The organism is Stieleria neptunia (genome assembly GCF_007754155.1).
Classification (GTDB): domain Bacteria; phylum Planctomycetota; class Planctomycetia; order Pirellulales; family Pirellulaceae; genus Stieleria; species Stieleria neptunia.
In genome coordinates this window covers 6,463,216-6,487,406 of record NZ_CP037423.1, presented here as the reverse complement: position 1 = coordinate 6,487,406, position 24,191 = coordinate 6,463,216, and the positions used below count along the sequence as shown (strand labels likewise).

The 24,191-nt window shown below is 60.3% G+C and carries 19 protein-coding genes; 9 read left to right on the top strand and 10 right to left on the bottom strand.

Translation table 11 applies throughout. The annotated features are described in order from the left end of the window. Nucleotides 1-218: 218 nt before the first annotated feature. The 6 genes from Enr13x_RS22580 to Enr13x_RS22555 all read left to right on the top strand — a co-directional run bounded on the left by Enr13x_RS22580 (nt 219) and on the right by Enr13x_RS22555 (nt 7,065). Nucleotides 219-1,388 carry an RDD family protein gene (locus Enr13x_RS22580; RefSeq protein WP_197455284.1) on the top strand — a complete coding sequence of 390 codons (1,170 nt, stop codon included), beginning with the start codon at nt 219-221 and terminating at the stop codon, nt 1,386-1,388. Beyond that, nucleotides 1,385-2,461 carry a stage II sporulation protein M gene (locus Enr13x_RS22575; RefSeq protein WP_145389134.1) on the top strand — a complete coding sequence of 359 codons (1,077 nt, stop codon included), beginning with the start codon at nt 1,385-1,387 and terminating at the stop codon, nt 2,459-2,461. Before Enr13x_RS22580 ends, Enr13x_RS22575 begins: the two co-directional genes overlap by 4 nt. Next, on the top strand, nt 2,451-3,449 hold the full coding sequence (locus tag Enr13x_RS22570; protein WP_145389133.1) for a hypothetical protein: 999 nt from the start codon (nt 2,451-2,453) through the stop codon (nt 3,447-3,449). Before Enr13x_RS22575 ends, Enr13x_RS22570 begins: the two co-directional genes overlap by 11 nt. Further along, nucleotides 3,449-4,408: a DUF4129 domain-containing protein gene (locus tag Enr13x_RS22565; protein WP_145389132.1), complete on the top strand. Its 960-nt coding sequence runs from the start codon at nt 3,449-3,451 to the stop codon at nt 4,406-4,408. The genes Enr13x_RS22570 and Enr13x_RS22565 overlap by 1 nt, the downstream gene beginning before the upstream one ends. Beyond that, complete coding sequence (locus Enr13x_RS22560) at nt 4,405-5,955, top strand: DUF4350 domain-containing protein (RefSeq protein WP_145389131.1); 1,551 nt, start codon at nt 4,405-4,407, stop codon at nt 5,953-5,955. Before Enr13x_RS22565 ends, Enr13x_RS22560 begins: the two co-directional genes overlap by 4 nt. Nucleotides 5,956-6,084: 129 nt before the next feature. After that, nucleotides 6,085-7,065, top strand: coding sequence for an AAA family ATPase (locus tag Enr13x_RS22555; protein WP_145392604.1), 981 nt, complete (start codon nt 6,085-6,087; stop codon nt 7,063-7,065). Nucleotides 7,066-7,146: 81 nt separating this feature from the next. Here the strand turns inward: Enr13x_RS22555 and Enr13x_RS22550 are convergent, their stop codons facing one another. Both Enr13x_RS22550 and Enr13x_RS22545 read right to left on the bottom strand, forming a co-directional pair. Then, nucleotides 7,147-8,232, bottom strand: a complete 1,086-nt coding sequence (locus Enr13x_RS22550; RefSeq protein ID WP_145389130.1) for an SGNH/GDSL hydrolase family protein — start codon at nt 8,230-8,232, stop codon at nt 7,147-7,149. Between the two features lie 304 nt (nt 8,233-8,536). Further along, a complete protein-coding gene (locus Enr13x_RS22545) occupies nt 8,537-9,886 on the bottom strand; it encodes a DUF6666 family protein (RefSeq protein WP_145389129.1) in 1,350 nt (449 codons plus the stop codon). Nucleotides 9,887-10,098: 212 nt separating this feature from the next. Between Enr13x_RS22545 and Enr13x_RS22540 the strand changes: the two genes are divergently transcribed. Beyond that, a complete protein-coding gene (locus tag Enr13x_RS22540; RefSeq protein WP_231743714.1) occupies nt 10,099-10,974 on the top strand; it encodes a Vgb family protein in 876 nt (291 codons plus the stop codon). Nucleotides 10,975-10,982: 8 nt separating this feature from the next. Here Enr13x_RS22540 and Enr13x_RS22535 read toward each other — a convergent pair whose 3' ends face one another. The 8 genes from Enr13x_RS22535 to Enr13x_RS22500 form a co-directional block, all read right to left on the bottom strand. After that, complete coding sequence (locus Enr13x_RS22535) at nt 10,983-11,342, bottom strand: hypothetical protein (RefSeq protein ID WP_145389128.1); 360 nt, start codon at nt 11,340-11,342, stop codon at nt 10,983-10,985. Nucleotides 11,343-11,960: 618 nt separating this feature from the next. Next, on the bottom strand, nt 11,961-12,578 hold the full coding sequence (locus tag Enr13x_RS22530; protein WP_231743713.1) for a response regulator transcription factor: 618 nt from the start codon (nt 12,576-12,578) through the stop codon (nt 11,961-11,963). 210 nt (nt 12,579-12,788) lie between these two features. Continuing rightward, nucleotides 12,789-13,454: a hypothetical protein gene (locus tag Enr13x_RS22525; protein ID WP_145389127.1), complete on the bottom strand. Its 666-nt coding sequence runs from the start codon at nt 13,452-13,454 to the stop codon at nt 12,789-12,791. Next, nucleotides 13,451-15,718 (bottom strand): serine/threonine-protein kinase, encoded by a 2,268-nt coding sequence (locus Enr13x_RS22520; RefSeq protein WP_231743712.1) that lies wholly within the window; start codon nt 15,716-15,718, stop codon nt 13,451-13,453. Before Enr13x_RS22520 ends, Enr13x_RS22525 begins: the two co-directional genes overlap by 4 nt. Before the next feature lie 41 nt (nt 15,719-15,759). Then, nucleotides 15,760-16,392, bottom strand: a complete 633-nt coding sequence (locus tag Enr13x_RS22515) for a hypothetical protein (RefSeq protein WP_145389126.1) — start codon at nt 16,390-16,392, stop codon at nt 15,760-15,762. Nucleotides 16,393-16,484: 92 nt separating this feature from the next. Beyond that, on the bottom strand, nt 16,485-17,291 hold the full coding sequence (locus tag Enr13x_RS22510) for a hypothetical protein (protein WP_145389125.1): 807 nt from the start codon (nt 17,289-17,291) through the stop codon (nt 16,485-16,487). 439 nt (nt 17,292-17,730) lie between these two features. After that, nucleotides 17,731-17,985, bottom strand: a complete 255-nt coding sequence (locus Enr13x_RS22505; RefSeq protein WP_145389124.1) for a hypothetical protein — start codon at nt 17,983-17,985, stop codon at nt 17,731-17,733. 515 nt (nt 17,986-18,500) lie between these two features. After that, nucleotides 18,501-19,265, bottom strand: coding sequence for an AraC family transcriptional regulator (locus tag Enr13x_RS22500; protein WP_145389123.1), 765 nt, complete (start codon nt 19,263-19,265; stop codon nt 18,501-18,503). Between the two features lie 120 nt (nt 19,266-19,385). Between Enr13x_RS22500 and Enr13x_RS22495 the strand changes: the two genes are divergently transcribed. Both Enr13x_RS22495 and Enr13x_RS22490 read left to right on the top strand, forming a co-directional pair. Continuing rightward, a complete protein-coding gene (locus Enr13x_RS22495; RefSeq protein ID WP_231743711.1) occupies nt 19,386-22,655 on the top strand; it encodes a DUF1553 domain-containing protein in 3,270 nt (1,089 codons plus the stop codon). A gap of 95 nt (nt 22,656-22,750) precedes the next feature. Then, complete coding sequence (locus tag Enr13x_RS22490) at nt 22,751-24,187, top strand: DUF1501 domain-containing protein (protein WP_145389122.1); 1,437 nt, start codon at nt 22,751-22,753, stop codon at nt 24,185-24,187. Nucleotides 24,188-24,191: the final 4 nt, after the last annotated feature.

Sequence of the window (24,191 nt, the reverse complement as noted above, 5' to 3'; positions counted from 1 at the left end):
AGTTCCAAGTCAGTTGGCAGAAAAAGGGGGGGCAGAAAAATGCGTGGTGAAAAACCAAAAGCAGACAAGAAAATGGCTGACAAGAAAATATCGAACCATTCTGGAACTTGGAACTTGGAACTTGGAACTTAAAAAAGCCGACGGTTGCGTCCTGTGCCCTTGGGGGGTGATAATCAAGGGACCACCGGGATGACCGTTTTCGCTTCTCAATCAATTGCATGGCTGCAGTCCAACCGCTCGACACGACCATCGCCGTGGTCACGCCGGAGAACATCGCCTTTGAGTACCAATTGGCGGGGCCGTTCCGTCGTTTGCCGGCGTATTTGATTGATTTGGCGGTCCGCTGGGGCGTGATTTTGGGGGTCGGGTTGGCGATTTTGATCATCGGCGGCCTGCTCAGCGCATTGTCGACGTTTTACGGGCCGCTGACGTTTGCCTTCATCGTGATCTTGATCTTTGTGATCAATTGGTTTTACGGCACGATCGGCGAGGCGTATTTCAACGGCCGCACGGTGGGGAAGTGGTTTTGTGGCATCCGCGTGATCGAAGTCGACGGCCGCCCCGTTTCGCCACGCAGCGCGTTGCTCCGCAATTTGCTTCGCATTGCGGATCTGGCGCCCGTCGCGGCGATCAACACCTGGGACCCCGACGTCCCGCCGATTTATTTCATCCCCACGGGCATCATCGGATTGGTCTCGATGACGATGACCCAGCGGATGCAGCGTCTGGGGGATCTGGCGGCCGGAACGATGGTCGTGGTGGACGAGCGAAAATGGCAATTGCCGATCGCCAAAGTCGACGATGCACGGGTGCCGGCGTTGGCGTCCTACATTCCCGGCGATTACTTGGTCACACGAAAAATGGCCCGAACCCTGGCGACCTATGTCGAACGGCGACACTTTTTGACCCCGCCGCGTCGTCGCGAAGTCGCTCGAAACCTGTCCGATCCACTGATCGAGCGGTTTGAATTTCGCCAGGACATTGACCCCGACTTGCTGTTGTACGCGCTTTATTACAAAACGTTCCTGGCCGATTCGATGACCGAGCCGGCTGACCTGGGCCCGTTGGCCGGCTACAGCCCGCTGGCCAAAGATGCCGACAAACCGTCGGGGTTGGCCGAGCCGCTGCAGAGCGTCATCCCGGATGAACTGGGCAAACCGGCACAGCGTCAACCCGTTCAGCGGCGACCGACAACGCAGGGACCGACAACGCAGGGACCGACAACGCAGGGACCGACAGCGCAGGGACCGACAACGCAGCGCGGCGACGTTTGGAGCAGCCCGTCGTCGAGCGCGGCGGCGAATCCTCCCCCGCCGCCACCCGCGTCCACCGGGGCGCCCGCTGCGCCGGCAACTGACCCACCCCGGACTGCGGGGGACGGCCAGTGAACGTCGCCAAGCTGTTAGAAAAACGTCGTGTCGATTGGACCGAACTGGAACGATTGTGCGAGGCCATGGAACTGCGTGGCAGCACCGATTCGGTCAGCCCCAAGCACCGCGGGGCGTCGGGCGTGGCACGGTTTTCCTCGCTGTATCGGGCCGCCTGTGCGGATCTGGCGCTGGCCGATGCCTACCAATTGCCGCCCAACACCGTGACCTATCTGCACCGCTTGGTCGCCCGCGCCCACAATCAACTTTATCGCACCCACACCCCGGCCCCGGGCGGTTGGTTTCGCATCTTATTTCACGAAGCCCCGCAGCGGATCTTTAACGACGGCTGCGTCCGCGTCGCCACGCTGGTTTTCTTCGGGCTGTTCGCGCTGTCGATGGTGATGGGCGCCGCCGAGGAGCAATTTCCAGGTTTCGCCGAACGGATCTGCGGCACCAAAATGCTTGAGGGGACGGCGGAATCTTTCAAAGAACCGCTGGCCGTCCGTCCCGAAGAATACACCGCGCGGGCGGCGTTCTACATCCGTCACAACACCGGGATCGGGCTGCAGTGCTTTGCCTATGGCATTTTGCTGATTCCTTGTCTGGTCACCCTCGCCTACAACGCCATCGTCCTCGGCGCGACCTTCGGTTACATGTCGCGTGACGGGATCGAGGGGGCCGATCATTTCTTCGAATTCGTGACCGCGCACGGCCCCTTTGAATTGACGGCGATCGCGTTGTCGGCCGGCGCGGGATTGCGATTGGGCATGGGGTTGTTCTACACCCGCGGGCTGTCGCGCGTCGACTCGGTCCGTCAATCCGGACGAGATTCGGTGCCGGTCATGGCGGCCAGCGCGACGATGTTTATCTTGGCAGCCTTCACCGAAGGGTTTTTGTCACCCAGCGGGGCGCCTTACTTGATCAAGGTGGCCTGGTCGATCTTTTCCAGTGGCATGATCACGCTGTATTTCGTCGTGCTCGGGTTCCCACGACACGAAAGCGACGGTGGATCGTTGGTGCGGACGGCGCGGTACGCCGATCTGGTCGATTCGCGTCTCTCCGCGGACGAAGGAGACGGCGATGCAACTTGATCAAACCCATGTGGCCGTCCGTGTCCGAACCTTGACGGAAATCGGCGACTTGGCGCTGGTGCTGTTGCACCGCTACCCGTCAATGCTGTTGGTCGGGTTCCTGCTCGGTGCCTGGCCCTGGATGGTCGCCAACGCGCTGCTGCTGTCGTGGATTCCATTGACCGAAGCGCAATACGGCTTGGATGATTCCGAAGCGACCTGGGAATTGATCCGCTACGCGACCTGGATGGCGCTGCTGGTGTTTTTGCAAACACCGGCCGCGGGAGTCGTCACGACGATTTACTTGGGCCAAGCGGTGTTCGAACAAAAACCCAGTTGGCGCAGCGCGCTCAAAATCTCGCGTCAACAATTCTGGCGTTGGTTTTACTGTTTGGGGATTCGGCGTTTGGCGATCCCGGTGATGATCCTGGTCGCGGCTCGATGGTTCCAACCCTATGACACCTTCGTCGACATCACGCTTCCGGTGATCCTGTTCTTTGTCGCGCTGGTGGTTCGCGCCGGGCGGCCGTTTTTGCCGGAGATGATTTTGTTGGAGATGTGTCCGCTGCGAAGCAAGAATGCCAACGAGATCACGCTCGGACGTCGTGCACGCGCCCTGCATCGCCCGGCCGGAAGCGACGTCGGCAGCCGCTGGATCGCGGTCGCCACCACGCTGACCATCCTCTTCGCCGGGCTGTTCTATAGCTTGGTGTGGGTGCGTGGGATTGCGACCGGTTATTGGAATATCGGATTGGTGACGCTGTTGGTGCTCTATCCGTTGGCGCTTTGGTTGGTCGGCGGGTTGAGCGTGGTGGTTCGGATGATCGCCTATCTGGATACTCGTATCCGTCTGGAGGGCTGGGACGTCGAGCTGGCCGTGCGGGCCGAGGCATTGCGTCAATTCGGCGAAGAAGCCGGCGTGCCCAAGGTTCCCGCGCAGCCGCCGATCGAAACGGTCCCGCCGCCGATCCCGTTGGACGCCGCTCCTGCAATCGGAGACGCATCGTGATGGGACACAAACTGTTCCGTTCAACGTCAGCAGATGGTCGGCCCCACCCGCGGCAACCGAATCGGGCGGGAATCGTGGTGGGACTGCTTGCGATCGTTCTGGCAATGGTGGTGCCGCCTTCGGTCGATTTGTTTGCCGCCGACGGCGAACCGAACGGCCGTGTTTTGGCACTCGCGGCGTCGGGCGATGCTGTGAAACCGCCGCCGACGATCGAGGTTGACGGGAGCGTCAACGAGTCGCTGGACTCCACGCCCTGGTACGACCCGCAATCCAGGCAACTGGTGCCGATCGAATTGGAAATCCGCCAAGACGACTCGATCCATCGCGAGAGCCGTTGGTTGCCCAAACCGAAAAAGATTGCTCAGCCCGATCGACCATCTAACACGACGACCACTGGAGCGGCCACGGCAACCGGTTTGTTCGGCACCTCCGTGACCTGGGGCAATCTCTTCGGCTGGGTGTTGCTGGCCGCGATGGTGCTGGGGATCGTTGGAATCACGGTCTATGCCATCTCGCGGGCGGAATTGCGAATGGAAAACCGCACGTCGACGGCGTCCGCAGCCGACGTGAAGGGATTGCCCGACGAACAGACCTTGGAACGGATCAAGCACTTGCCGCCCGAATTGCGGCGAACGGATGTGAACTTGCGGACCGAATGCGAACGTTTGATGGGCGAGGGACGCTTTGACCAGGCCATCATCTTGATGCTCGGCCATCAGCTGTTGTTGCTGGATCGCAACGGCCTGCTACGCCTCAGTCGCGGAAAGACGAACGGCCGTTATGTTCGCGAAACCCGGAACCACCACGACACCATCGCCACCTGGTTGCGCGCCACGGCCGACGCGTTCGAGCAATCTTATTTCGGCCGGCACGAGATTTCTGCCCACGTGTTCGAACAACTGTGGCGGCAGAATGAAATGCTGGAATCGGCTACCCAAGCCTACGGAGCGGGCAAATGAAACGCATCCTGCTCCCGACCCTCATGCTGTTGGTCCTGGCCGGTTGTGACAGCGGACTGCGCACCAGTTACGGACCCAGCGTTGGAATCCTCGCCAAACGCAGCGTCAACGGATTCACCACCTTTCGCAACGCATTCAGCAACGCCGGTTTTGCCACGCGTGATTTAAATCGTTTGACGGATCGATCCAAACGCAGCTCGGTGATCGTCTGGACGCCCGGACATCCGACGGGAATCGAAGCCAACACGACGCGGTGGCTGGACCGATGGTTGCGGATGAAAGACAAGACGTTGATTTATGTGGTCCCCGACAGCGGCAGTGAAACGGAGTTTTATCGCGACGCCCGACCGCTCGCGCCACCGCAGCAACGGCTGGAATATCGCAGAAAATATGCCGAGAACCTGATCAAAGAACACCAGTGGCAACTGTTGCGAACGGCCTTGCCGTCCAACGGTTGGCTATCGATCCAGCCCAAAGTGCAGCGAACCCGATTGGTGTTGGCGGATACCGAAGCGGCGCGCGATGAAGCGTGGAGTGGTCTGGCCGAATCCCCAGATCCGCGTCGCGTGGAATGGGTTTTGGAAGCGTATGATCGCAAGAACAAGTCACAGCAGGGGACCGTTGTGTTTCAACCGGTCGGGCCGGGTTCGCCGGTCTGGCCGATGGGACAAAATGTGACACCGACGTCAACGACAACCGAATTCCAGTCGATCGTGGTGTCCGAAGACGGTGATACCCTCGTGGCCCGCATCACCAGCAAAGCCTGGGGCGACTCGCAAGTCGTGGTGGTGGCCGGCGGATCCTTGTTGACCAACTATGGATTGACACGACCAGAAAACCAGGCGATCGCCGAGCGGCTGATCAGTGCGTCGTTTGCGCCGTTGATTCAGTCCCGGCGCGTGGACCGGCGAGAACGACTTTTCGCCGACGGGGCTCCGCCGCAAGTGAGCTTCGCCACGGCATCGTATTCGTTGCCGATCAGCGACCGCAGCAATGAAGTTCCCCGAGCTTCCGGTGCGGAATTTTTCACCGAGTTCCCGCTCAGCTTCGTCACCTTTCACATCGCGATCTTGGGCTTCGTGATTTGCTTGATGTTGATGCCGATCTTCGGTCGCCCCAAACGAGTCGATCGCGGCGTCTTGACGCACTTCGGAGACCACCTGACCGCGGTGGCGACCTTGATGCGGCGGCGCGGCGGTGAGACCTTCGCCAGGCGACGGATCAGTGACTACATGAAACACGTCCGTGATGAAACCGCGGGGCCGTGGGTGATTGAAGAACCCGTTCATGCCCCCGACCCGGCGCTCCACTTGCACGTGCCCGAGCCGATCGGGTTGGGGCCGGTTGGGTTGGGGCCAAAACGGATGGGCCCGAACACGACGGCCCCGCAACCGAATGCATCGCCACAACCGATTGCCGACGAACCGGCCGACGAACCGGCCGGAGCCCCGCCCGGCGAAACGGCCAAGGCGGTTGACACGAGTCCAATCCATCCCGAATCTACCGATCGTCGTCAAGACGATTCCACCCCACCTGATCGAGGCTGACCGTTGACTGACCCGACTCCTGGAAACACACAAGCCGGATCAGGTTCCGACGACCTGCTGGCATCCCACGGCGCAACCGTGAACGCGCCCACCCCCGCTTCGCCGGCCGCCGAGCCGGCAGGCGGTCCGATTGCGTTTCAAGGCAAAAGCGAACGGTTCGAACCGGTGGAACGGCTCTACCAAGCGGTCTCGGCCGAAGTCGCCAAATTGTACGTCGGCCAAGACGAACTGGTGCTCGGAACACTCACCGCGCTGTTTTCCGGCGGCCATGTGCTGATCGAATCGGTGCCCGGGCTGGGCAAGACACTGTTCGTCCGCACGCTCGGACGGGCACTCGGCTGCGAATTCGGCCGAATCCAATTCACCGCCGACCTGATGCCTTCGGATATCACCGGCGCCCCCGTGTTTGACATGCAAAAGAGCGAGTTTCGCTTTCGTCCCGGGCCGGTGTTCACGCAGCTGTTGTTGGCCGACGAAATCAACCGCTCGCCCGCCAAGACGCACGCGGCGCTGTTGGAAATCATGCAGGAATACCGCGTCACGATCGACGGAACCAGCCACGTCGTGCCCCAGCCGTTCCTGGTCATGGCGACGCAAAACCCGTTGGAAAGCGAAGGCACCTACAACCTGCCGGAAGCTCAACTGGATCGGTTCATGTTCAAGTTGAAGGTCGACTACCCGAACGAAGCCCAAGAAGCGGAAATCTTGAAACTGCACAGCAAGCAGGTGAATCTGAATGAACGGCTGGAGAACGAGGTGCGGACGATCACCGACCCCGACACCGTTCGCAAACTGATCCAGCTGTGCGGGACGGTCAACGTCGAAGACGCACTGGTCGACTACATCAACAAGATCGTTCGCGCGACGCGTTCGTGGCCGGCGTTTCACATCGGTGCCTCGCCACGCGCCGGGTTGGCGTTGATGCAATGCGCCCGGACGCTGGCGGGATTCGGCGGTCGCGATTACGCGATCCCCGATGACGTGGTCGAAGTCGCGATTCCGGCACTTCGCCATCGCGTTCAGCTGAGCGCCGAAGCCGAAATCGAAGGACGCGACGTCGACGAAGAATTGCTGGCCATGATCCGAGGCATCGAAGTCCCCCGAGATTGAAAACCGGTGGGAGAGTGGGGTAGGCTTCCAGCCTGTCATCGGGCGCGACTTGTCGTCCGACGGTCCTAACGGATCACGCCACTACTGGTCCGCATCGACTTGCAAGACTCCTGACGCACGCAGTTCGTCCGCCATCCGCTTGGCGACCAACAGCCGGCCCTGTTGCGACAGATGAATGTGATCATCGATGAACAACTCCAGCTTATTCATCGGGTCGATCTCCTTTTCCAAATCGATCAGCGTGTCACCGCGCGCGTCGGCGACGTCTCGGACGATCTGGTTGTAGCTGCGATGAATCTCAAGCAAGTCCTCCAGATTCTTGGCTTCCCCGGATTCGACCAGATACGGCGGAACCCCGATGTCGAAGGCGTGCGGCGCGGTCAGATACCAACAACGAATCCCATTGGCCTGGCAGGTCGCGCTGATTGCACTGAGGTTGGCACGATAATCCTCCGGCTCCACCCGCATCCCCGAAGCGGCGGCCGGGTGACGCTGTACAAAACTTTGAATCAGCTGGAAAAGGCGAGCGTTTCCTAGACCGTCGGCCACCGTCGATTCGCCCGACTGTTGATCCTTGTCCTGAAACCCTCGCGCCAGCCAATGGTCATTCCAGCCGAAGTACACGGTCACCAAATCGGGGTCCCACTGGATCGCCTCGGTTTCCAACAACCGTTTGCCTTGAAAGGAGGTGTAGCCGATGACGCCGGCGTTGATGACCTCAAACTTACCGGGCGCGACCTTGTCCAAGTAAGCCCGCAACATGTCGGGATACGTGATCGGTCCGAAATGCGTGCAGGAATCGCCGAGACAGACGATTCGAAACACCCCGTCCTGTTTGTCGGCAGAGAAATCGGGGCCGTAAAAACCCATGCTGTTGTGGCCGAGCGCACCCGGACGCGGACGCCAAAACAGCGTCTCGTCGCGAGCCAAGAACGGTTGGGGGGAATTCGTGTTGTAGTCGTCGATTGGAAACGTAAATTCCATTCGCTCGACGCCCACGGGAACGCGATACCCCGCCACACGCAGCAGCGCTTCGACGACCACAAAGAACGATGCGACGACCACAACGCTCAGGATGACCTTCCGGCCAGCGGAGATGGTGCGGCGTGGCTGGGGAGGTTCCGGCGGAGGCTGCTTGCTTTGGGAAGGCGATTTTTTTTTGACCACGATCGTCCTGCAGCAAGCCGCACAAACAAAGAAAAAAATTCGCCTGATGGAAAAGGCGCGGGGGAGTCGGTTTAGATTATCAGACGGAACAGACGCCGTCCAACCAACGCTTGTTAGCGGCAGGGCGCGAGCCCCCCGGTCTTTCAAGATGTTTTCGAGCGGCAACCGGACGGCTCGCGGGCTGTCGATTTGGTCGGGATCTGCTGAGTCTATGGTGAGCCGCTGGCCGTAAGGCCTCGGGCAGCGTCGCGGCTCACAAAAACGACCGGCCCGCTCGCGCCGTTCCGCTAACGCCGTCACTGTCTCACTTTCGATCGACCATCATCGTTCCGTTGTCGGCGACCTTCAGCAGCGGCCGTGAGTAGCGTGATTGTCCACCGAGTCCGCCCGGGCGGTAGGTGAATCCGATCGCCAGATTCCAGCCTTCTTCCTGGCTGCCGCCGCTGCCCGTTTCCTCGTTGGGAATCAGGTACGTCGCCGAGGTGTTCCAGAGCAAGTTGCCGTGGATCGGAAGATCGATTTCCATACCCAGCAACCCGTCCTCATTGTCGGTCCAGCCGGCGAAGCCTTCACAGGAACCGAGGCGGGCCAAGCGTTGGCGATAGAACAATCGATACTGTGTCAACGCTTCCATCGCGATGTCATTGCGGATGACGGTTCCGCTGTTGTTCAAAACGCTCGTGGTCGCGGTGTCGTCGTCGATGCCGGCTGCAAATTTAAATCCGAACACGTTTCCGCCGCGATTGACCCAACCCAGTTCACCGCGGATCTGAATCAGGTCGCTGCGGTAGTACCAGTCTTCGTACAGATAGTCCAACACCAAGCCGTACTGGAAACCGTAGTCGACCGTACGGAAGATGCCGCTGGTCAAAAAGATTTGGCCCCGCGTCTCGTCCGTGAACCCGGCTCCGGAAAGATTGTTTTGGGTGAAGCGAACTCCGGATTGCCAGGCGATGTCGGCTCCGAAAAAGCGAACCGCGGTCCCTTTGTTGAACCCTTCATAGAACCCAAAGCTGCCCGTCCCGCGACGGTCGGTTCCCGTCGCGCTGATGTTGGCAAAGTTCATCGGCCCGGTGTGCCCGGCCACGCCGGCAAACAGGTCCAGTTGGGCCCACTGGATTCGCAGTCGCGGGAACAAGCAATCGATGAAACCACCGATGCCGCCGCGACACGCGTTGCATCCACAGGTCGGGTCGTAGCCGTCGCAGCAGGCGTCGCATCCGACACCATCGCATCCACACGTCGGCTCGATCCACGTTTCGGCTCCGCAAGACGCTTCAAACCCGCAGGACGCTTCGATCCCGCAACCGGGTTCCACGAAGACGTCGCCCACCGGACAATCACAAACCGTCTCGCAGCCGCAGCTCGATTCAAAGACGCTGGGACCGTAGCCCATTTCGCCCTCGTAATACGACACCGGCCGTACCACGCCGTCGGTTTCGACCGCGTGACCAACGGCGACGTTGCGCGCCGCTCGTTTGACCGGTTTCACAGCCGAAAGATCGACGCGTTCGCTTTCAAAGACGTCGGCCGCCGCACGCACGACCGGCTCGTCGGCCAACGTCGGGACCACCAGCACCGGCAATACGGCGATGAACACCAGAAGCCACGCGGCAGACTGGCCAACGCGGCGGCAAAGGCCGGTTGCGGACATATTTCCAGGACTCGACGTGTTTCGACCAGGCAAGACCCGCGTAATCGAGTGGCTTGACGTTATCATGTTCCAAATCTTTCCGCTGGGAGGCGTTGCGACATCAGAAACCGCTTCTCGGTACATTTCTTGTTTTATGTTCGGCACTCCCAATCGTGATCATTAGAAAACTTTGCGCAATCGGAATATCCTGCCACCATTCCATCCTGGTCGCCTTGCTCGCCATCCCCTTGGGGGTGGCGATCGCGATCGGATCGGCGCAGGCTCAGGAGGCGGCTGAGGACGCCGTGGTGAGCAAGGAGATCGATGTCCCCGAGCCGATTGAGACCGAGAAGGCGACCGTCAATTACCCGCGAGCGGTCGCGATCGATGATGGAAAGTTGCTGGTCGTGGACCGATTCTTACCGGGCGTTTGGATCCAGGATGGAGAGAATTTCAAGGTGTTCACGCCCGGGACGCCGCTGTTGCGCAAGCCGATGAACGCACCGTGGTGCGTGACCCCCCATCCAAATGGGGGCATACTGATCGGCGATTCCGCGACCCGCGAGATCTATCATGCCAAGCAGCCCGGCGCCAAATTGGTGGCACTGAATAATGGGTACCTGGGGATTCCGATGGCGATCGCGGTCGGCGACGGCGGCAAGACGATCTATGTCGGCGATGCCGAGCGTCGGGCCGTGTTTCGGCTTCCGATCGAAGGTGGAAAGCCCGAGTTGGTCGCCCGTGTCAATGCGCGCGGGTTGTCACTGGACGACGAGGGGAACCTGTGGGCGGTGACGCCGGACGCCGAAGCGATTCAGAAAATCGACGTGCAGAAGAACACCGCCGAAACCGTCGTCGGCGGTCGCCCCTACGCGTTTCCCAATGGTCTGGTCTGGACCGGCGACGGGGGCTTTGTCACCGACGGGTACGGCAAGGCGATTTGGCGGTTTTCTGCCGATGGGACGACGGAAAAGTGGTTCGAAGGCGAACCGTTGGGCGGACCGGTCGGCATCACGGCCGACGACAAGTATCTGTACGTCGCCGACCCACAAAAAAAACAGGTCTACCGCTTCGATCGCGAGACCAAAGCGGTGGAACCTGTTCTTTAATCGTTCTCTCAGTCGCGGACGATCACGCGACCGTGCTTGGTGATCACGATGTCGACGCATTCGCCACAGCACTGGAACTTGTACGTCAGGATCTTACGACCCAGGAATCCTTTGCGGCAGCCGACGTAGCAAGGGATCTCACCGGCGCATTCGCAGGGAACGCAAACGGTGACGGGGTACTTGCAGCAGGTCACGGGATCCACGACGCAGAACGTCACGGGGACTGGGGGCGGCGGGCAGCAGCAAACCGGTGCCGATTCACAGCAAGGAGCCGGTGCGGGCTCACAGCAACCAGCCGACGCGTTCACAGCGGCAAGTGAACCGATCATCAACGCCGTGCAAGCCGCAAAAATTCGAAGACCTTTCATGGGGTTTTCCTTCTGTTAGGGGTGTCTCGTTCGGTGCCGCGGGTACGGGGGGGCGACATCAATCTGATTGGCGAAGTTTTGCTCATCAACAAGGTTTGTGCAAGTCGCCCAGATTTTTAATTTGCTTAGCAATTGGCGTACCTTTTGACGGTTCTGACGGTGAAATCGGGGCCAGAGCGGCCATCGACCCGTGGCCCCATCCCGCGTTCTCAGCCATTGAGCGGGTCCAATGGCAGCCAGGCATCCCCTCAACAAAATCAACGGGAGCACCCAGAATGACGACACCCGCGGACCGCGGCTGCGCGAATCGTCACACTCCGATCGAAAAGTGTTCAACCCCACACGCCCCGCATCTACCGGGGACAGACCCCGATGGGTCGGGGACAGACCCCGATGGGTCGGGGACAGACCCCGATGGGTCGATCGAGAACAGCGCGAAATGGGACCAATGGGACAGAGAGGACGCATAGGACTCATTTGTCCCATAGGTCTCATTCGTCCTATTTAGCGCTCCGGGGACAGACCCCGGTGGATAGCGGACCGGGGACAGACCCCGGTGGGTCGATCGGGGACGGTCGATGATAGCGCTCCGGGGACAGACCCCGGGTGGGGCGGTTTTCACTCGAGTTCGTCGTCTTCGACGACTTCGGGGCTCGCCGGATCTTCCGGTGCGCGTTTCCGCAGCTTGCGTTGCAACGACCGCCGGTGGATCCCCAACCGGCGGGCCGCTTCGCTGATGTTGCCCCCGCAATCGGACAGCACCCGGTGAATGTGCTCCCACTCGTTGCGGGCCAGACTGGGCGCCGGGAAACTGACTTCGCCGGTCGGCACCGACGGTTCGTCGCCGCGGGCAAACGCCGCCAAGATGTCATCCGCATCGGCGGGCTTGCTGAGGAAATTGATTGCTCCGGCGCGGACTGCATCGATCGACGCGGGAATGCTGCCGAACCCCGAGAGCATGATGATTCGTGCATTCGGATTCATCTGCAACAATTTCCGCAGCAAATCCAATCCCGATCGGCCCGGCATTCTCAGGTCCAAGACGGCCAGGTCGGTGGGCGAGTGCTGGAAGACTTCCACCGCTTCGTCATAGCTGCCGGCCGTCTGCACGCGAAACCCGCGTTGCCGCAGCGCCATCGCCAGTCGATCACGCAAAATCAACGTGTCGTCTACGAGCAGGATACTGTCCGCTCCGATCGTCGCGGCATTGTAAACGGGGGCAATTTCATCTGTCATGATCATCGTTTCTGCTGCCTGGCCCGGGAATCACCAATGGGAAAGCTTACCGCAGATTGTAGACAGGTGTACGCGATCGGCTATCCCACCGCAGGCGGCCAGTGGGGCAAAATCCGCTGATTCACATCGTACCGGTCTCGAAATCGGGCGAGCGACCCAATCGCTGCCGGGTGCGTCTGAATCGAATCAACGCGCGGTGGACGCGATCGGTTAGGACGCGTAACGGCGGCTGAACACCCCCAGCACGCCTCCGGTGCAGCACAGTCCGACCAGCGCCAACGCAAACAGTCCTGCCGTCGCCCGCAATCGCTCACCGACGACGGAGTTATTCATTGCCCTTCGAATTCGTTTTCGGCTGTCGGCATCAAACTTCAGCTCGACCGCGATCTCGTACAATTCGCGGTCGCCCATTTTCAGCGTACCGAGATACCGCCGATCGATGAGTTCGTCTTCGATCCACTGCTGATCTAAAAACGCATCGTCGCACAGCCACCCGGTCGTTTCCTTGATGTACAGCGCCACCGCGGCCGGCTTGAGCACTTCCAGTTCCGCTTCACACTGTTCCATCGTCTCGGCGCCACTGGTCGTGACCACCCAACTATGGACGGGGGATTGCAGGTCCGGCTCGGTTTCGATCCAGCCCGGTCGATCGTCGGGATAGGTCACGTGGTCCATCGGCGCGACCGACAGTTCCGCGCGTTTCGGCTTGGCGGACGACTCCGAGTCGGCCGACGCGGATGACTCGGCACGCGGCTGCTCGGATACGGTTTCACCGGCGCGGTTGGCCGTGGCTTCGAGAGACGATTCGGCGAGTCCGACCGACGCGACAAACGCGACGACGAAACAGGCCGAGGCGGCGGGAAAGAGCGTTTTCATACGTTTGCCTCCCGAAGGCGGGGTGACGGATGCTTGCGTCTCGGCCAAGGGTTGGCCGCGAACATGCGTGGGTTGATCCAAGGGGCCGACATTTGTGTCGCCATCGCCAGCCCGCCGGCGACCAACAATCCCATCGGTTGCGGCACAGGAATCAATTGCTGGACTCCCCAGGCAGCGACACACACCACCGCCACGCTCCACAGACTCAATCGGGTTCGCCGCAGCGGATCAACCGACTTCCACCAACGGATGCCGCCGAACAACAAGGCGAAGTGAGCCATCATGCCCGACGCCCGGATCGTCGAATCCTCACGATACAGTGCTTGCGGCAATTCGGCGCCCAGCATTTCGCTGCCGCCGGGAACCAGCGACAGCAGGAAAAATTCATTCAATGCATAGGCGAACAGGCCGACTCCGGCGCCGACGCCGGCCAGCACCAACCGCCTGGGCAGCCCTTCGCCGTCATCGCGTTCCCAAAGTTTTCCCAGTCCCAGGATGCCCTGCGCGCCGACCAGCACGACCAATCCCATCCAGAAGTACGGTGCCACGTCGACGGCGCTGACATCGCCACTGCGGAGCCCGATCACGCCCGCGGCAACCGCCATCGTCAACACCGTCAACGACGACGCGATCCACGAGGTATTCAACTCCGCCATCCGCACCAAATTGTGCTTGGCCCGCAACAGATGACGCACCTCGCTTCGCCATTCTTGCCTGGTCCGGGCCTTGTTGGACGGACCGGCTTGTGACGCGATACGATGCGCCTTGGCATAGCTGGGCTGTTCACTCGAATGCAGCACCATTTGTCGAATGATGTAGTACGGCACGTAGAACGCACCCAGAATCGAAAGCGCGGGCAACAACCAATGCGTGTTGATGAACAGCACAAACGCCAGGAAGGCGCCGATCCAAAATCGCGACCGCGGCGATTGCTCCAGCGATTTCCACCAGGCACGTAAATCGTGGGCCGATGAGCGGATCGCTCGTAGCAGCGGTTCGTCGGCCGAGGCCGGAGACGCCGCCGCCGAATCGGAATACTCCAGTCCCAGCAGCGGGGCGAAGTTTTCCGCCGGCTGCATGGTGTCCGAAGCAGCGTGTTGCCGGTGATCACGCCCCTGGCCCTGCAGCGGCTGTGCGTCCCCGGCGACCTCGCTGACCAGCGTCGGGACCGCAGCGGCGTCGGACACCGACAGTCCCAGCGGGGCAACGAGCTCGGCAATCGTGGCCGGTCGTTTCGCCGGGTCCTTGTCCAATGCCGCCAGGATCGTTTCCCGATACGGCGATGTCACCCCGGACAGATCGGGCAGCGCGGTGAGGTGTTTGACAATGATTTCGTGACAGCTCTCTCCGTCAAACGGCACGCGTCCGGTCAGCAGTTCGTAAAGGATGATTCCCAATGCATAGACATCGATCTCGCGACCGTACTTGCCACGGCCGATTTCCGGGGCCATGTAATGAAACGTGCCCACGCTTTCGGTGTGGCCGCCCCGTTGCGACGACGAAATGTATTTGCTCAACCCATAGTCACCGACCTTCACGATGCCCAGATCATCGAAGACGTTGCCGGGTTTCAGGTCGCGGTGGACCAAACCGGCGCCGTGCAGGTGGGCCACGCCCGCGGCGATGCCGGCAAACCAACGCCGCGCCTCGGGTTCGGGCAATCCATCCGGGTTGCGGTCCAGAACCTCACGCAGATTCGCCCCGGCCACGTACTCCATCACCACCCAAGACCCACCGTCGGCGTCCCGGCAAATGTCGTACAGGGCAACCAGATTCGGATGCTTCAGGTTCAGACACTGCGAGACGCCCCGCAGCTCGATTTCCAGGTTGCGTTGAATCCGCTTGAGCGCGACTTCTTTGCCCGCCTGGCTGACCGCAAAATAAACTTCGCCGAACCCGCCCACACCGACTCCACGCCGTATCGTGTACGGCGGCAGCGGCTGAGCACCGGGGGCATAGGTGAAGGACATCGGTCGATTTTCGGGGGGCGATCCGAGCGAAGTTTCGCGAAACGCAGGTTGCATTCTATCCCCATTCGCGGAACCGTCACCCGGAATTTGCGGTTCCCGGTCGCTCGATTTCCGCGCTTCCCCCCTGGACTTCGGTTGGCAGCAGCGGAAGAACTTGGCGGCAAGTCCCCGACCGTTTTTTCTTTTCTGACGCTGTCCGCGTTCCGCCTCGCTGTCGGTCGGAGAGCCGTGGGGATTGCCGATGCCGGGTTGCTGGGCGGCATCGTCGGCCGCGTCGATGGGTGGTTCGGTCATGTCTCGGCCAACGAGTGTGCGAGTATCGGGGGCGAGAGTTTTCATACTTCTTCCAACATCATGTCGAGTTCACCGATCGAGACTCGGCGTCCCGGGACAAGGTCGACCGGTTGCGGTCGATTGGTGCGACGCGACGATCCGTCCGTCGACGCGCCGGGTCTCAGTTTCGCCTGCCAGCGCTGGTCGCGAATCACCAGCACCGCCGCAGTGTCCACGGCGGTGCAGCGGATATGGTCGCCGACGCTGGGCCCGATCAAGATGGTTTGATCGACCAACAAAATCTGGTCGATGTGTTGGTCAAACCGATGGGGCGGATCCAGCGAAAGGACCGCCGAACGCGACAGCGGCGAAGGCTGATGCAGCCGCAACGTGGCCGAACCCGAGATCGGAAACACGCTGTCGGAAACCAGCAATCGGCCGGCGGAATCCTGTCGGCCCGCGGCTTCTTCATCCTCCGCCGCGGTCCAGAAATAGTCACCGTTGCGGCGAACCAACGTTCCTTCGCGGCGCCGCCAATCGGTCCGGACCTGGATGTCGGTCGTTGAATCCGGGCGGGCGCCGCCGACGGCCAGACGGTCACCGGCCAGCAACGCGAACCCGCCGCAACGATCGATCCACAAACGCCACGCGGACGTCTGGGCAGGTTCGGTCGTCGGGCGGATCGTTTCGTTCATCGGGCAAGAGCAGAGGAGAAGCGTAGGTTTCCAGCAACGTTCGCGAATAGACTACTTCGGCGAACAGGTGACGTCGCAAACGGGCGCGACATTCAGTTCAATTGAATGGCGACAAGCGCCTTGGACTGGCCGGGCTCGGAATCAAAGTAGTTGGCGATGTCGTCCAGCAGGTCTTCGTCGCCGGAATCTTCCAAGTTGATCTCACCAAAGTATTCCGCGTCCACGCTCATCGTCTCCTCTTCGACGTCGATGCGGGTTTCGATCTCGTCGAGCAGTCGACGGGTTTGGGACAGGTGGCTGTCATCCAAGCTCAGCTCGCTGGCGGTCTGGGCGACGCGAAGTGCCCCCAAGCGTGCTTGCAAGTTCTCGACCTCGACTTCCAATTGACGTTTCGCGCTCAGCATTTCTTCCATGCGATGTTGTGCCGCGCTCAACGTCGACTGCCGAGCGGTCAGCATTTGTTGCAGCTTGTCCGCGGTCGCGCGGCGCGTCTTGAAGCGTTTGAAGCGGTTCTTCAAATCGTCTTTGACTTGCACCGAGGTGTAGGTGCGTCCGGCGTAGGTGAAGTACTCGTTGCCGCCTTCCAAATCGCCGGTCAATCGTTCGATGTCGTTCTGGGCCGAGGCCAGTCGTGACTCGGTTTCATTCAACTGTTTTTCCAGTCGGACGACTTCGATCTTCTCGCGGGCAATCCGCTTGGCGTTGTCGGTGATCTCAGGCTTTAAATCGCTGATCATTTGGCGGGCCCGCTTCAATTCCCACTCCAGGGGGACGGCATCGCTGGCAGAATCGCGGAGCCAACTGACCCCGCATCGGGTGTAACTGGCCAGCGGAACACCGACGGCCAAACTTGACAAAAGTGCGACGGCACCGCCGGCGACGATGGCTTTCTTTAACATGGACTTAGATCCCCAAAAATTGGCGTTCAAAAAGAGCCTTCATTGGGTCGGCTCGGGTTTCGCTCTCCTGTTCGGCACCCAAATCGCATTCTTGGGGCGGCCGGAAAGAAAATTTGGGGATCTTTCTCGGTTTCGCTAGAAAAAGTGCAGCCTCGGCGGGGGGCGGCTCGATTGCACCGACTTTGGCACGACGGTGCTGGCGGAACGGCGCGAGCGGGCGGTCGATTTAATGAGCCGCGGGCGCGTAAGCGGCCGGGCACTGCGACGCCTGCCCGAGGCCTTACGGCCAGCGGCTCACCATTAACTCAGCAGAACCCGACAAAAACGACAGCCCGAGAGCCGTCCGGTCGCGGCTCAAACGCCCCTCGAACGACCGGAGGACTTGCGCCCTGCCGCTCACAATCGGCAACCCGTTTGGTGCCGAAGTCGATGCCGTGGGTCATTCGCCGTCACACGAGGTGTTGCTGCGGATCAGATAGTGGATCGGATCGTCGACTGCGTCCCGGCGGAGGTGAGAAACAAAGTCCTGAAGGTCTGCAGTTCGATCACGCGCGGAATCCACTTTCGTCGGCTGAGACACCGCAAGGGGCTCGCGGCCTGAATCACCATCCCAGTCTGGTTTCGATTTCTCAACGATCACAAAAAGCCCCTTCTTTGCAATACAACGTAAAACGAACACCGACGCCTCTTCCATGCGGTGCCCATCAATCAACCGACAGCGGTTCACCGAAACATCATCTCGTCTGCGAGGTTTGTGTGGTGGTGTCGTGTCTCGTTCTTCCGTTCGAACGATCGATTGATCGACTCACCTTCATCATACAGTCGTGGATCGCGAGCGCGTGTTTCGACGGATGCGATTCATCCATTTGCACCAAGGAAGCCAAACGTGCTGCGCGGCAACGGAATAACGTAGCACGCGTGATGCCCGCTTCGAAAGCGCACACCTGCATCGTTCTTCTGTCGGCAACCGGTTTCAATCCAATGTCCATTGACGTTGATTTGCCGTAGTCCACACCGCCACGCATGCAACCCAGCCTACGGATCACCCTGTCGGCCCAATGGAGCGTCACCCCTGCGGTGAGTGAGCTTTCACCAGAAGAACGCTTTTGGGCTTTCTGTACCGAATGACCAATGCGTTCTGGTTGAATGACCCTCCCCCTCGGGATAGTTTTCACATCCCGACCAAACCTCCTGGTCTAGCTTTCCCCCCTATTTTCTTCCCCACCGTGAAGTTGACTGATATTGCCGCCGGTACTCGGACGGAGAAAGCTTCATCAACCGTCGGAAACTGCGGCTGAAGTGGGCATGGTCATAGAACCCGGTCGCCAGGGCGATTTGCGAAATGGTTTGCCGGGTTTCGGTCAATCGTTTGGCAGCGTTTTCGACGCGGACGCGAACCAGGTACTGTCGCACGGAACAGCCGAACGCTTTTCGAAATCGTCGCTCGAACTGGCTGACCGACAGGTCGGCCATCGTCGCCAATTCGGGAGTCGTCAAGTGATCGTCATAGTGTCGGTGCAGGTGGGCGATCACGTCGGCAAACGCCGCGACTGTCCCGCCGGGTGAACGAAGCTGGTCGACTTGGCGCGAGAATCCGGCGATCCCAATCACCTTTCCGTTGCGATCCCGCAATGGAATCTTGCTGGTCATCACCAGTCGCGGTGAACCTTCTGCTTCCGGGGCACTTTCGATGCGGTTCCGGATCGCGCGCCCGGTCTCCAACACCGTCAGGTCGTCGGCGCGATACTCGTCGGCGCGTCGCTTGGGGAAAAAGTCGTGGTCGGTGCGTCCGATCGCGTCTTCTTCGTTGGCGACGCCGCAGTAGTCGCAACCACGACGGTTGAGCGCAATGAACCGTCCGCGGCGATCCTTGACAAAAAACGAAACACTCGGCAGCAGATCAAAGAGCCCCAAAATCTGCCCCTGGGGATCGAGACGCTGGTAAAACCGGTCTTGCATGCTGGTATTTGCCATGCCGCAATTTTACACAACTGCGTTTTTCCGGTGCAAGACGCCGGTGTCGATATCGGCGATAATGGGGCCAGACTCGCCCCGCGATGGTTTTCACGTCGCCCCCGATTTGCACATCTCTGGATGGTTCAATTCAACATGGTTCGCTCGTTCGTCGTTCTCGTCTGCGGTTTGGTCGTCTGCACCGTTCCGTCGTGGCATTGTCTGGCCGAAGATTTGGACTTCAACCGTGACGTGCGTCCGATCCTGTCGGACAAGTGTTACTTTTGCCATGGGCCGGACGAAGGACATCGCGAAGCCGGGCTGCGGCTTGACGTCCGCGAGGAAGCGATCGATTTGATTGAATCCGGCGAGGTCATCGACCGGATTGACAGCGACGACGCGGATCTTCAGATGCCGCCCCCTGCATCCAATCTCAGTCTGACCGAAAAGGAAAAGCGGACGCTGAAACGCTGGATTGACGAAGGCGCGGTGTACGCCGACCATTGGGCGTTCACACCACTACCCGAGACGGAGGCGGTGCCGAGTCCGCATGAAGTCGAGTGGTGCCGCGAGACGTTGGACCGGTTTGTGTTGTCGCGTTTGCAGCGGGAAGAGCTTCTGCCCAACCCGCCCGCCGCACCGCGGCGCTGGCTGCGTCGCGTCACGTTGGACTTGACGGGATTGCCGCCGACCCCGGCAGAAATGCAAGCCTTTGATCAGGCGCTTGCCGCTGACGATCACCGTGGCCATCAAGACGAAGTTTACCAGGCCGTCGTCGATCGGCTGTTGCAGTCATCCGGTTTCGGCGAGCACCTGGCGGTCTCTTGGTTGGACGCCGCCCGCTACGCCGATTCCTATGGCTATCAAAGCGACAAGTTGAATACGCAATGGCCATATCGCGATTGGGTGGTCGAAGCGCTCAATCAGAATTTGCCCTATGACCAATTTTTGACGTGGCAACTGGCCGGCGATCTGTTGCCCGATGCGACGCGTCAACAAAAGCTGGCCACCGCGTTCAACCGGATCCACCGGCTGAACAACGAAGGCGGCGCGGTGTTCGAAGAATGGCGAATCGAAAATGTCGCCGATCGCGTTCACACCTTCGGCACCGCCGTCTTGGGGCTGACCCTGGAATGTTGTCGCTGTCACGATCACAAATACGACCCGATCCCGATGCGCGACTACTACTCGTTGTCGGCGTTCTTCAATTCGATCGACGAAAGCGGTGTCTACGATCGCACCGAAAAAGTTCCCTGTCCTTCGTTGTTGTTGCCGACCGCCGAGCAAGAGGCAACGTTGCAGGCGGCGCGCGACCAGTTGCGGATTGCCGAACAACAATACGCCGCGACGTTGAAACGATCTGAACAGCGTTTCGCATCATGGAAACCCGAATCGGACGACCAGCCGACGATTGCGGATCTGCGATTGGCGATCGGTTTTGACGTCGACTTTGATAACACGATCAAAGACGTCTACCACCCGTCGCAATCGGATCGGTCGTGGACTTCGATGTCACCGTTGCAGGATGTGGTGGATTGCTCGATCCCGCGATTGGACCCAAGGATTGCCTCGGACGGCAAGGATGTCGGCGCCGATCAAGCTGCTGATTCGCTCGACAACACCGGGGGCGATCAATCGAATGCCGGCCCGGCAAGGATTGACGTCCCGCGGCGGGCGATCGCTCTCGATGGCGAACGCGGGGTGACGACGCATGGTGTGCCGTCGTTCGATCGTTGGACCGCATTCTCGGTCGTCGTGACGTTGCGTGATGTCCAGCGAACGCCCTATCGAAGTGTGATCGCGCATCACACCCGGGGGACCGATTGCGGGTACAACGGCTGGGATTTGACGATCGAAAATGGACACCTCGAATCACGCATGGCTCGCGTGTGGCCGGGCAATGCGATGGCGGTTCGAACGATCGCGCCGATTCCCGCCGACTCGTGGCACCAAGTCACCGCGACCTACGACGGTTCCTCCCGCGCCGCCGGCTTGCGACTGTATCTCGACGGCGAATTGCTGGAGACGGAAATCTTGCGTGATCGTGTCAAGAAACAAGCCAACGTTGTGGTCGATCACGGCGGAGAATTTGTCGTGGGCCAGCGTTTTCGCGACCGTGGTTTCGCCGGCGGTCTGATCGATGACGTCCGCGTCTATGATCGTGCGTTGACGGCGCCCGAATTGAAACATCTGGCAACCGGCGCGCCGATCCGACCGACCAAGGACTATTTTGCGTCCGCAATCGATCCACCCAGTCGAGAGGCGATGCAGGTGTTGACCGCGGCCAGAAAGGCGGTGGTGATGGCAGAGGAGGCGATGAATGAAATTCCGATCATGGAAGAGATGCAGCACGCCCGGCCGGCCTATGTGCTCGCCCGCGGCCAATACGATGCACCGAAAAACGAAGACACGCGCGTGGACCGAGACACGTTCTCGCAATTCGGGTTGCCGTTCCCAGACGACGCCCCGCGCGATCGGTTGGGATTGGCCCGCTGGGTCACCGACCCGCGAAATCCGCTGACCGGGCGTGTCGCCGTCAACCGGTTGTGGGGAAGCTTCTTTGCCAGCCCGTTGGTCGCGACGCCCGAAAATTTTGGGTTGCAGGGTGAATTGCCCACGCACCCTGAGTTGCTCGATTGGATGGCACGCGATTTCGTCGATCATGGCTGGGACGTCAAACGCCTGTGCCGACAGATTGTGCTGTCATCAACCTATCGCCAGGATTCCCGTGTCAGCGCGGAAAAGCTGCAACGAGATCCGGACAACGTGTTGCTCGCCCGGGGGCCATCGAACCGTCTCTCCGCCGAACAAATTCGTGATCTGGCGTTGGCGGCATCGGGGTTGATGGACAAGCAGCAGGGCGGCCCGCCGGTTTCGCCGTACCAGCCCGGTGCGGATCTGTGGCGTGAATCCAATGGCATGTCACCGCCCTACCAGCAGTCGGTCGGTACGGCGCTGTATCGGCGATCCTTGTATTCGGTTTGGAAACGCACCGCTCCGTTGCCGAACATGTTGGCGCTCGACGCGACGACGCGGGAGGTTTGCACGATGGAGCGATCACGGACCAACACCCCGCTGCAAGCCTTGGTGCTGATGAACGACGTCCAGTTCGTCGAAGCCGCCCGCGCGTTGGCGGAGAGCGTGATGGGTGAGAGCGATGACATGGCACGCATTCAACTCGCGTTTGCCAAGCTGACCGGTCGCCGAGCGGACGAGAACGAAGTGACGCATCTGGTGTCCCTGCTGGAACAAGAACAAACCTATTTCGGCGAGCATCCACAGCGCGCCGCGGAGCTTGTTGCGATCGGGCAGTCACCGAGTTCACAGGACGCCCCCGTGCCACACCTCGCCGCGATGACCATCGTCTGCCAAGCCATCATGAACTTGGACGCAACCGTCTGGAAACGCTAACGTTCAAAAAAAGGTGTCCGACACCTTTTTTGCAAAATTTTACCCAGTCTGCCAAAAAGGTGTCGGACACCTTTTTGACCACCAACGGACCATCGATGAACATCAACACTCGCCGTCATCCCATGGCGGCCAATCGTCGCTTGTTTCTTAAAAGCAGTGGCGCCGGTGTCGGACTCGGTTCGGTCGCGCTACGCAGCTTGCTCGGCAACGAGTCGGACGCGTCGGCAGAGACCGGCGGGATGCACTTTCCGGCAAAGGCCAAGCGGATCATTTATTTGTTCCAATCGGGAGGCCCGGCGCAGCAGGATCTGTTCGATTACAAGCCGCTGTTGAACCAAATGAACGGCCAGGAGCTGCCAGCCGAGGTGCGCGGTCAGCAGCGATTGACCGGGATGTCGGTCAATCAATCGTCGCTGCCGCTGGCGGGGTCTCAGTTCAAATTTTCGCAAGCCGGACAGTCCGGCGCCTGGCTGAGTGATCTGTTGCCGCACCATCGTGACATCGCCGACGACGTGTGTTTTATCAAATCGATGCACACCGAGGCGATCAACCATGACCCCGCGATCACGATGTTTCAAACGGGGTCGCAGATCGCCGGACGTCCGTCGCTGGGCGCTTGGTTGTCGTATGGGCTAGGCAGCGTCAACGATGATCTGCCCGCGTTCATCGTGCTGGTGTCGGCCGGCCAAGGCGGCCAACCCCTGTACGCGCGGTTGTGGGGTAATGGATTTCTGGATTCTAAATACCAAGGCGTTCAGTTCCGCGGTGGAAGTGATCCGGTCTTGTATCTGTCCAATCCGCAGGGCGTCGACCGGAACCGTCGACGGGCCCAGTTGGATACGATCAACGAGCTGAATCAACACCAGTTCGCACAGGAGTTGGATCCCGAAATTGAATCGCGGATCGCCCAGTATGAGATGGCGTTTCGCATGCAGGCGAGTGTGCCCGACGTCGCCGATTTTTCCGATGAGCCCGAATCGACGTTCCAGCTGTATGGCGAGGACGCGCGCAAGCCGGGAACGTTTGCCGCGAATTGTCTACTGGCCAGACGACTGGCCGAGCGGGACGTGCGGTTCATTCAGTTGTATCACCAGGGCTGGGACCAGCACTCGAATTTACCCAAGGGGATTCGCGGGCAGGCGAAGGAAACGGACCAACCCTCGGCGGCACTGATCAAAGACCTCAAGCAACTCGGATTGCTTGACGACACCCTGGTGATCTGGGGTGGGGAATTCGGGCGGACGTCGTATTCACAAGGCGTGTTGACGGCCGACAACTACGGACGAGATCACCACCCACGCTGTTTCACGACCTGGATGGCCGGTGGCGGCATCAAACCGGGGATCAGCTATGGCCAGACCGATGAATTCGGGTACAACGTGATCGAAAACGGAGTTCACGTCCACGATTTCAACGCCACGATCTTGCACTTGATGGGAATCGATCACGAACGATTGACCTTCAAGTACCAGGGGAGACGCTTTCGATTGACCGACGTGCATGGAGAACTGATCGAGCCGATTTTGGCGTGATGCG

Excerpts from the sequence above, each read along its gene's own strand:
- Enr13x_RS22580 (WP_197455284.1), top strand. The coding sequence starts at position 219 with ATGGCTGCAGTCCAACCGCTCGACACGACCATCGCCGTGGTCACGCCG.
- Enr13x_RS22570 (WP_145389133.1), top strand. The coding sequence starts at position 2,451 with ATGCAACTTGATCAAACCCATGTGGCCGTCCGTGTCCGAACCTTGACG.
- Enr13x_RS22565 (WP_145389132.1), top strand. The coding sequence starts at position 3,449 with ATGGGACACAAACTGTTCCGTTCAACGTCAGCAGATGGTCGGCCCCAC.
- Enr13x_RS22560 (WP_145389131.1), top strand. The coding sequence starts at position 4,405 with ATGAAACGCATCCTGCTCCCGACCCTCATGCTGTTGGTCCTGGCCGGT.
- Enr13x_RS22545 (WP_145389129.1), bottom strand. The coding sequence starts at position 9,886 with ATGTCCGCAACCGGCCTTTGCCGCCGCGTTGGCCAGTCTGCCGCGTGG.
- Enr13x_RS22535 (WP_145389128.1), bottom strand. The coding sequence starts at position 11,342 with ATGAAAGGTCTTCGAATTTTTGCGGCTTGCACGGCGTTGATGATCGGT.
- Enr13x_RS22530 (WP_231743713.1), bottom strand. The coding sequence starts at position 12,578 with ATGACAGATGAAATTGCCCCCGTTTACAATGCCGCGACGATCGGAGCG.
- Enr13x_RS22525 (WP_145389127.1), bottom strand. The coding sequence starts at position 13,454 with ATGAAAACGCTCTTTCCCGCCGCCTCGGCCTGTTTCGTCGTCGCGTTT.
- Enr13x_RS22520 (WP_231743712.1), bottom strand. The coding sequence starts at position 15,718 with ATGACCGAACCACCCATCGACGCGGCCGACGATGCCGCCCAGCAACCC.
- Enr13x_RS22515 (WP_145389126.1), bottom strand. The coding sequence starts at position 16,392 with ATGAACGAAACGATCCGCCCGACGACCGAACCTGCCCAGACGTCCGCG.
- Enr13x_RS22510 (WP_145389125.1), bottom strand. The coding sequence starts at position 17,291 with ATGTTAAAGAAAGCCATCGTCGCCGGCGGTGCCGTCGCACTTTTGTCA.
- Enr13x_RS22505 (WP_145389124.1), bottom strand. The coding sequence starts at position 17,985 with ATGGAAGAGGCGTCGGTGTTCGTTTTACGTTGTATTGCAAAGAAGGGG.
- Enr13x_RS22500 (WP_145389123.1), bottom strand. The coding sequence starts at position 19,265 with ATGGCAAATACCAGCATGCAAGACCGGTTTTACCAGCGTCTCGATCCC.
- Enr13x_RS22495 (WP_231743711.1), top strand. The coding sequence starts at position 19,386 with ATGGTTCAATTCAACATGGTTCGCTCGTTCGTCGTTCTCGTCTGCGGT.
- Enr13x_RS22490 (WP_145389122.1), top strand. The coding sequence starts at position 22,751 with ATGAACATCAACACTCGCCGTCATCCCATGGCGGCCAATCGTCGCTTG.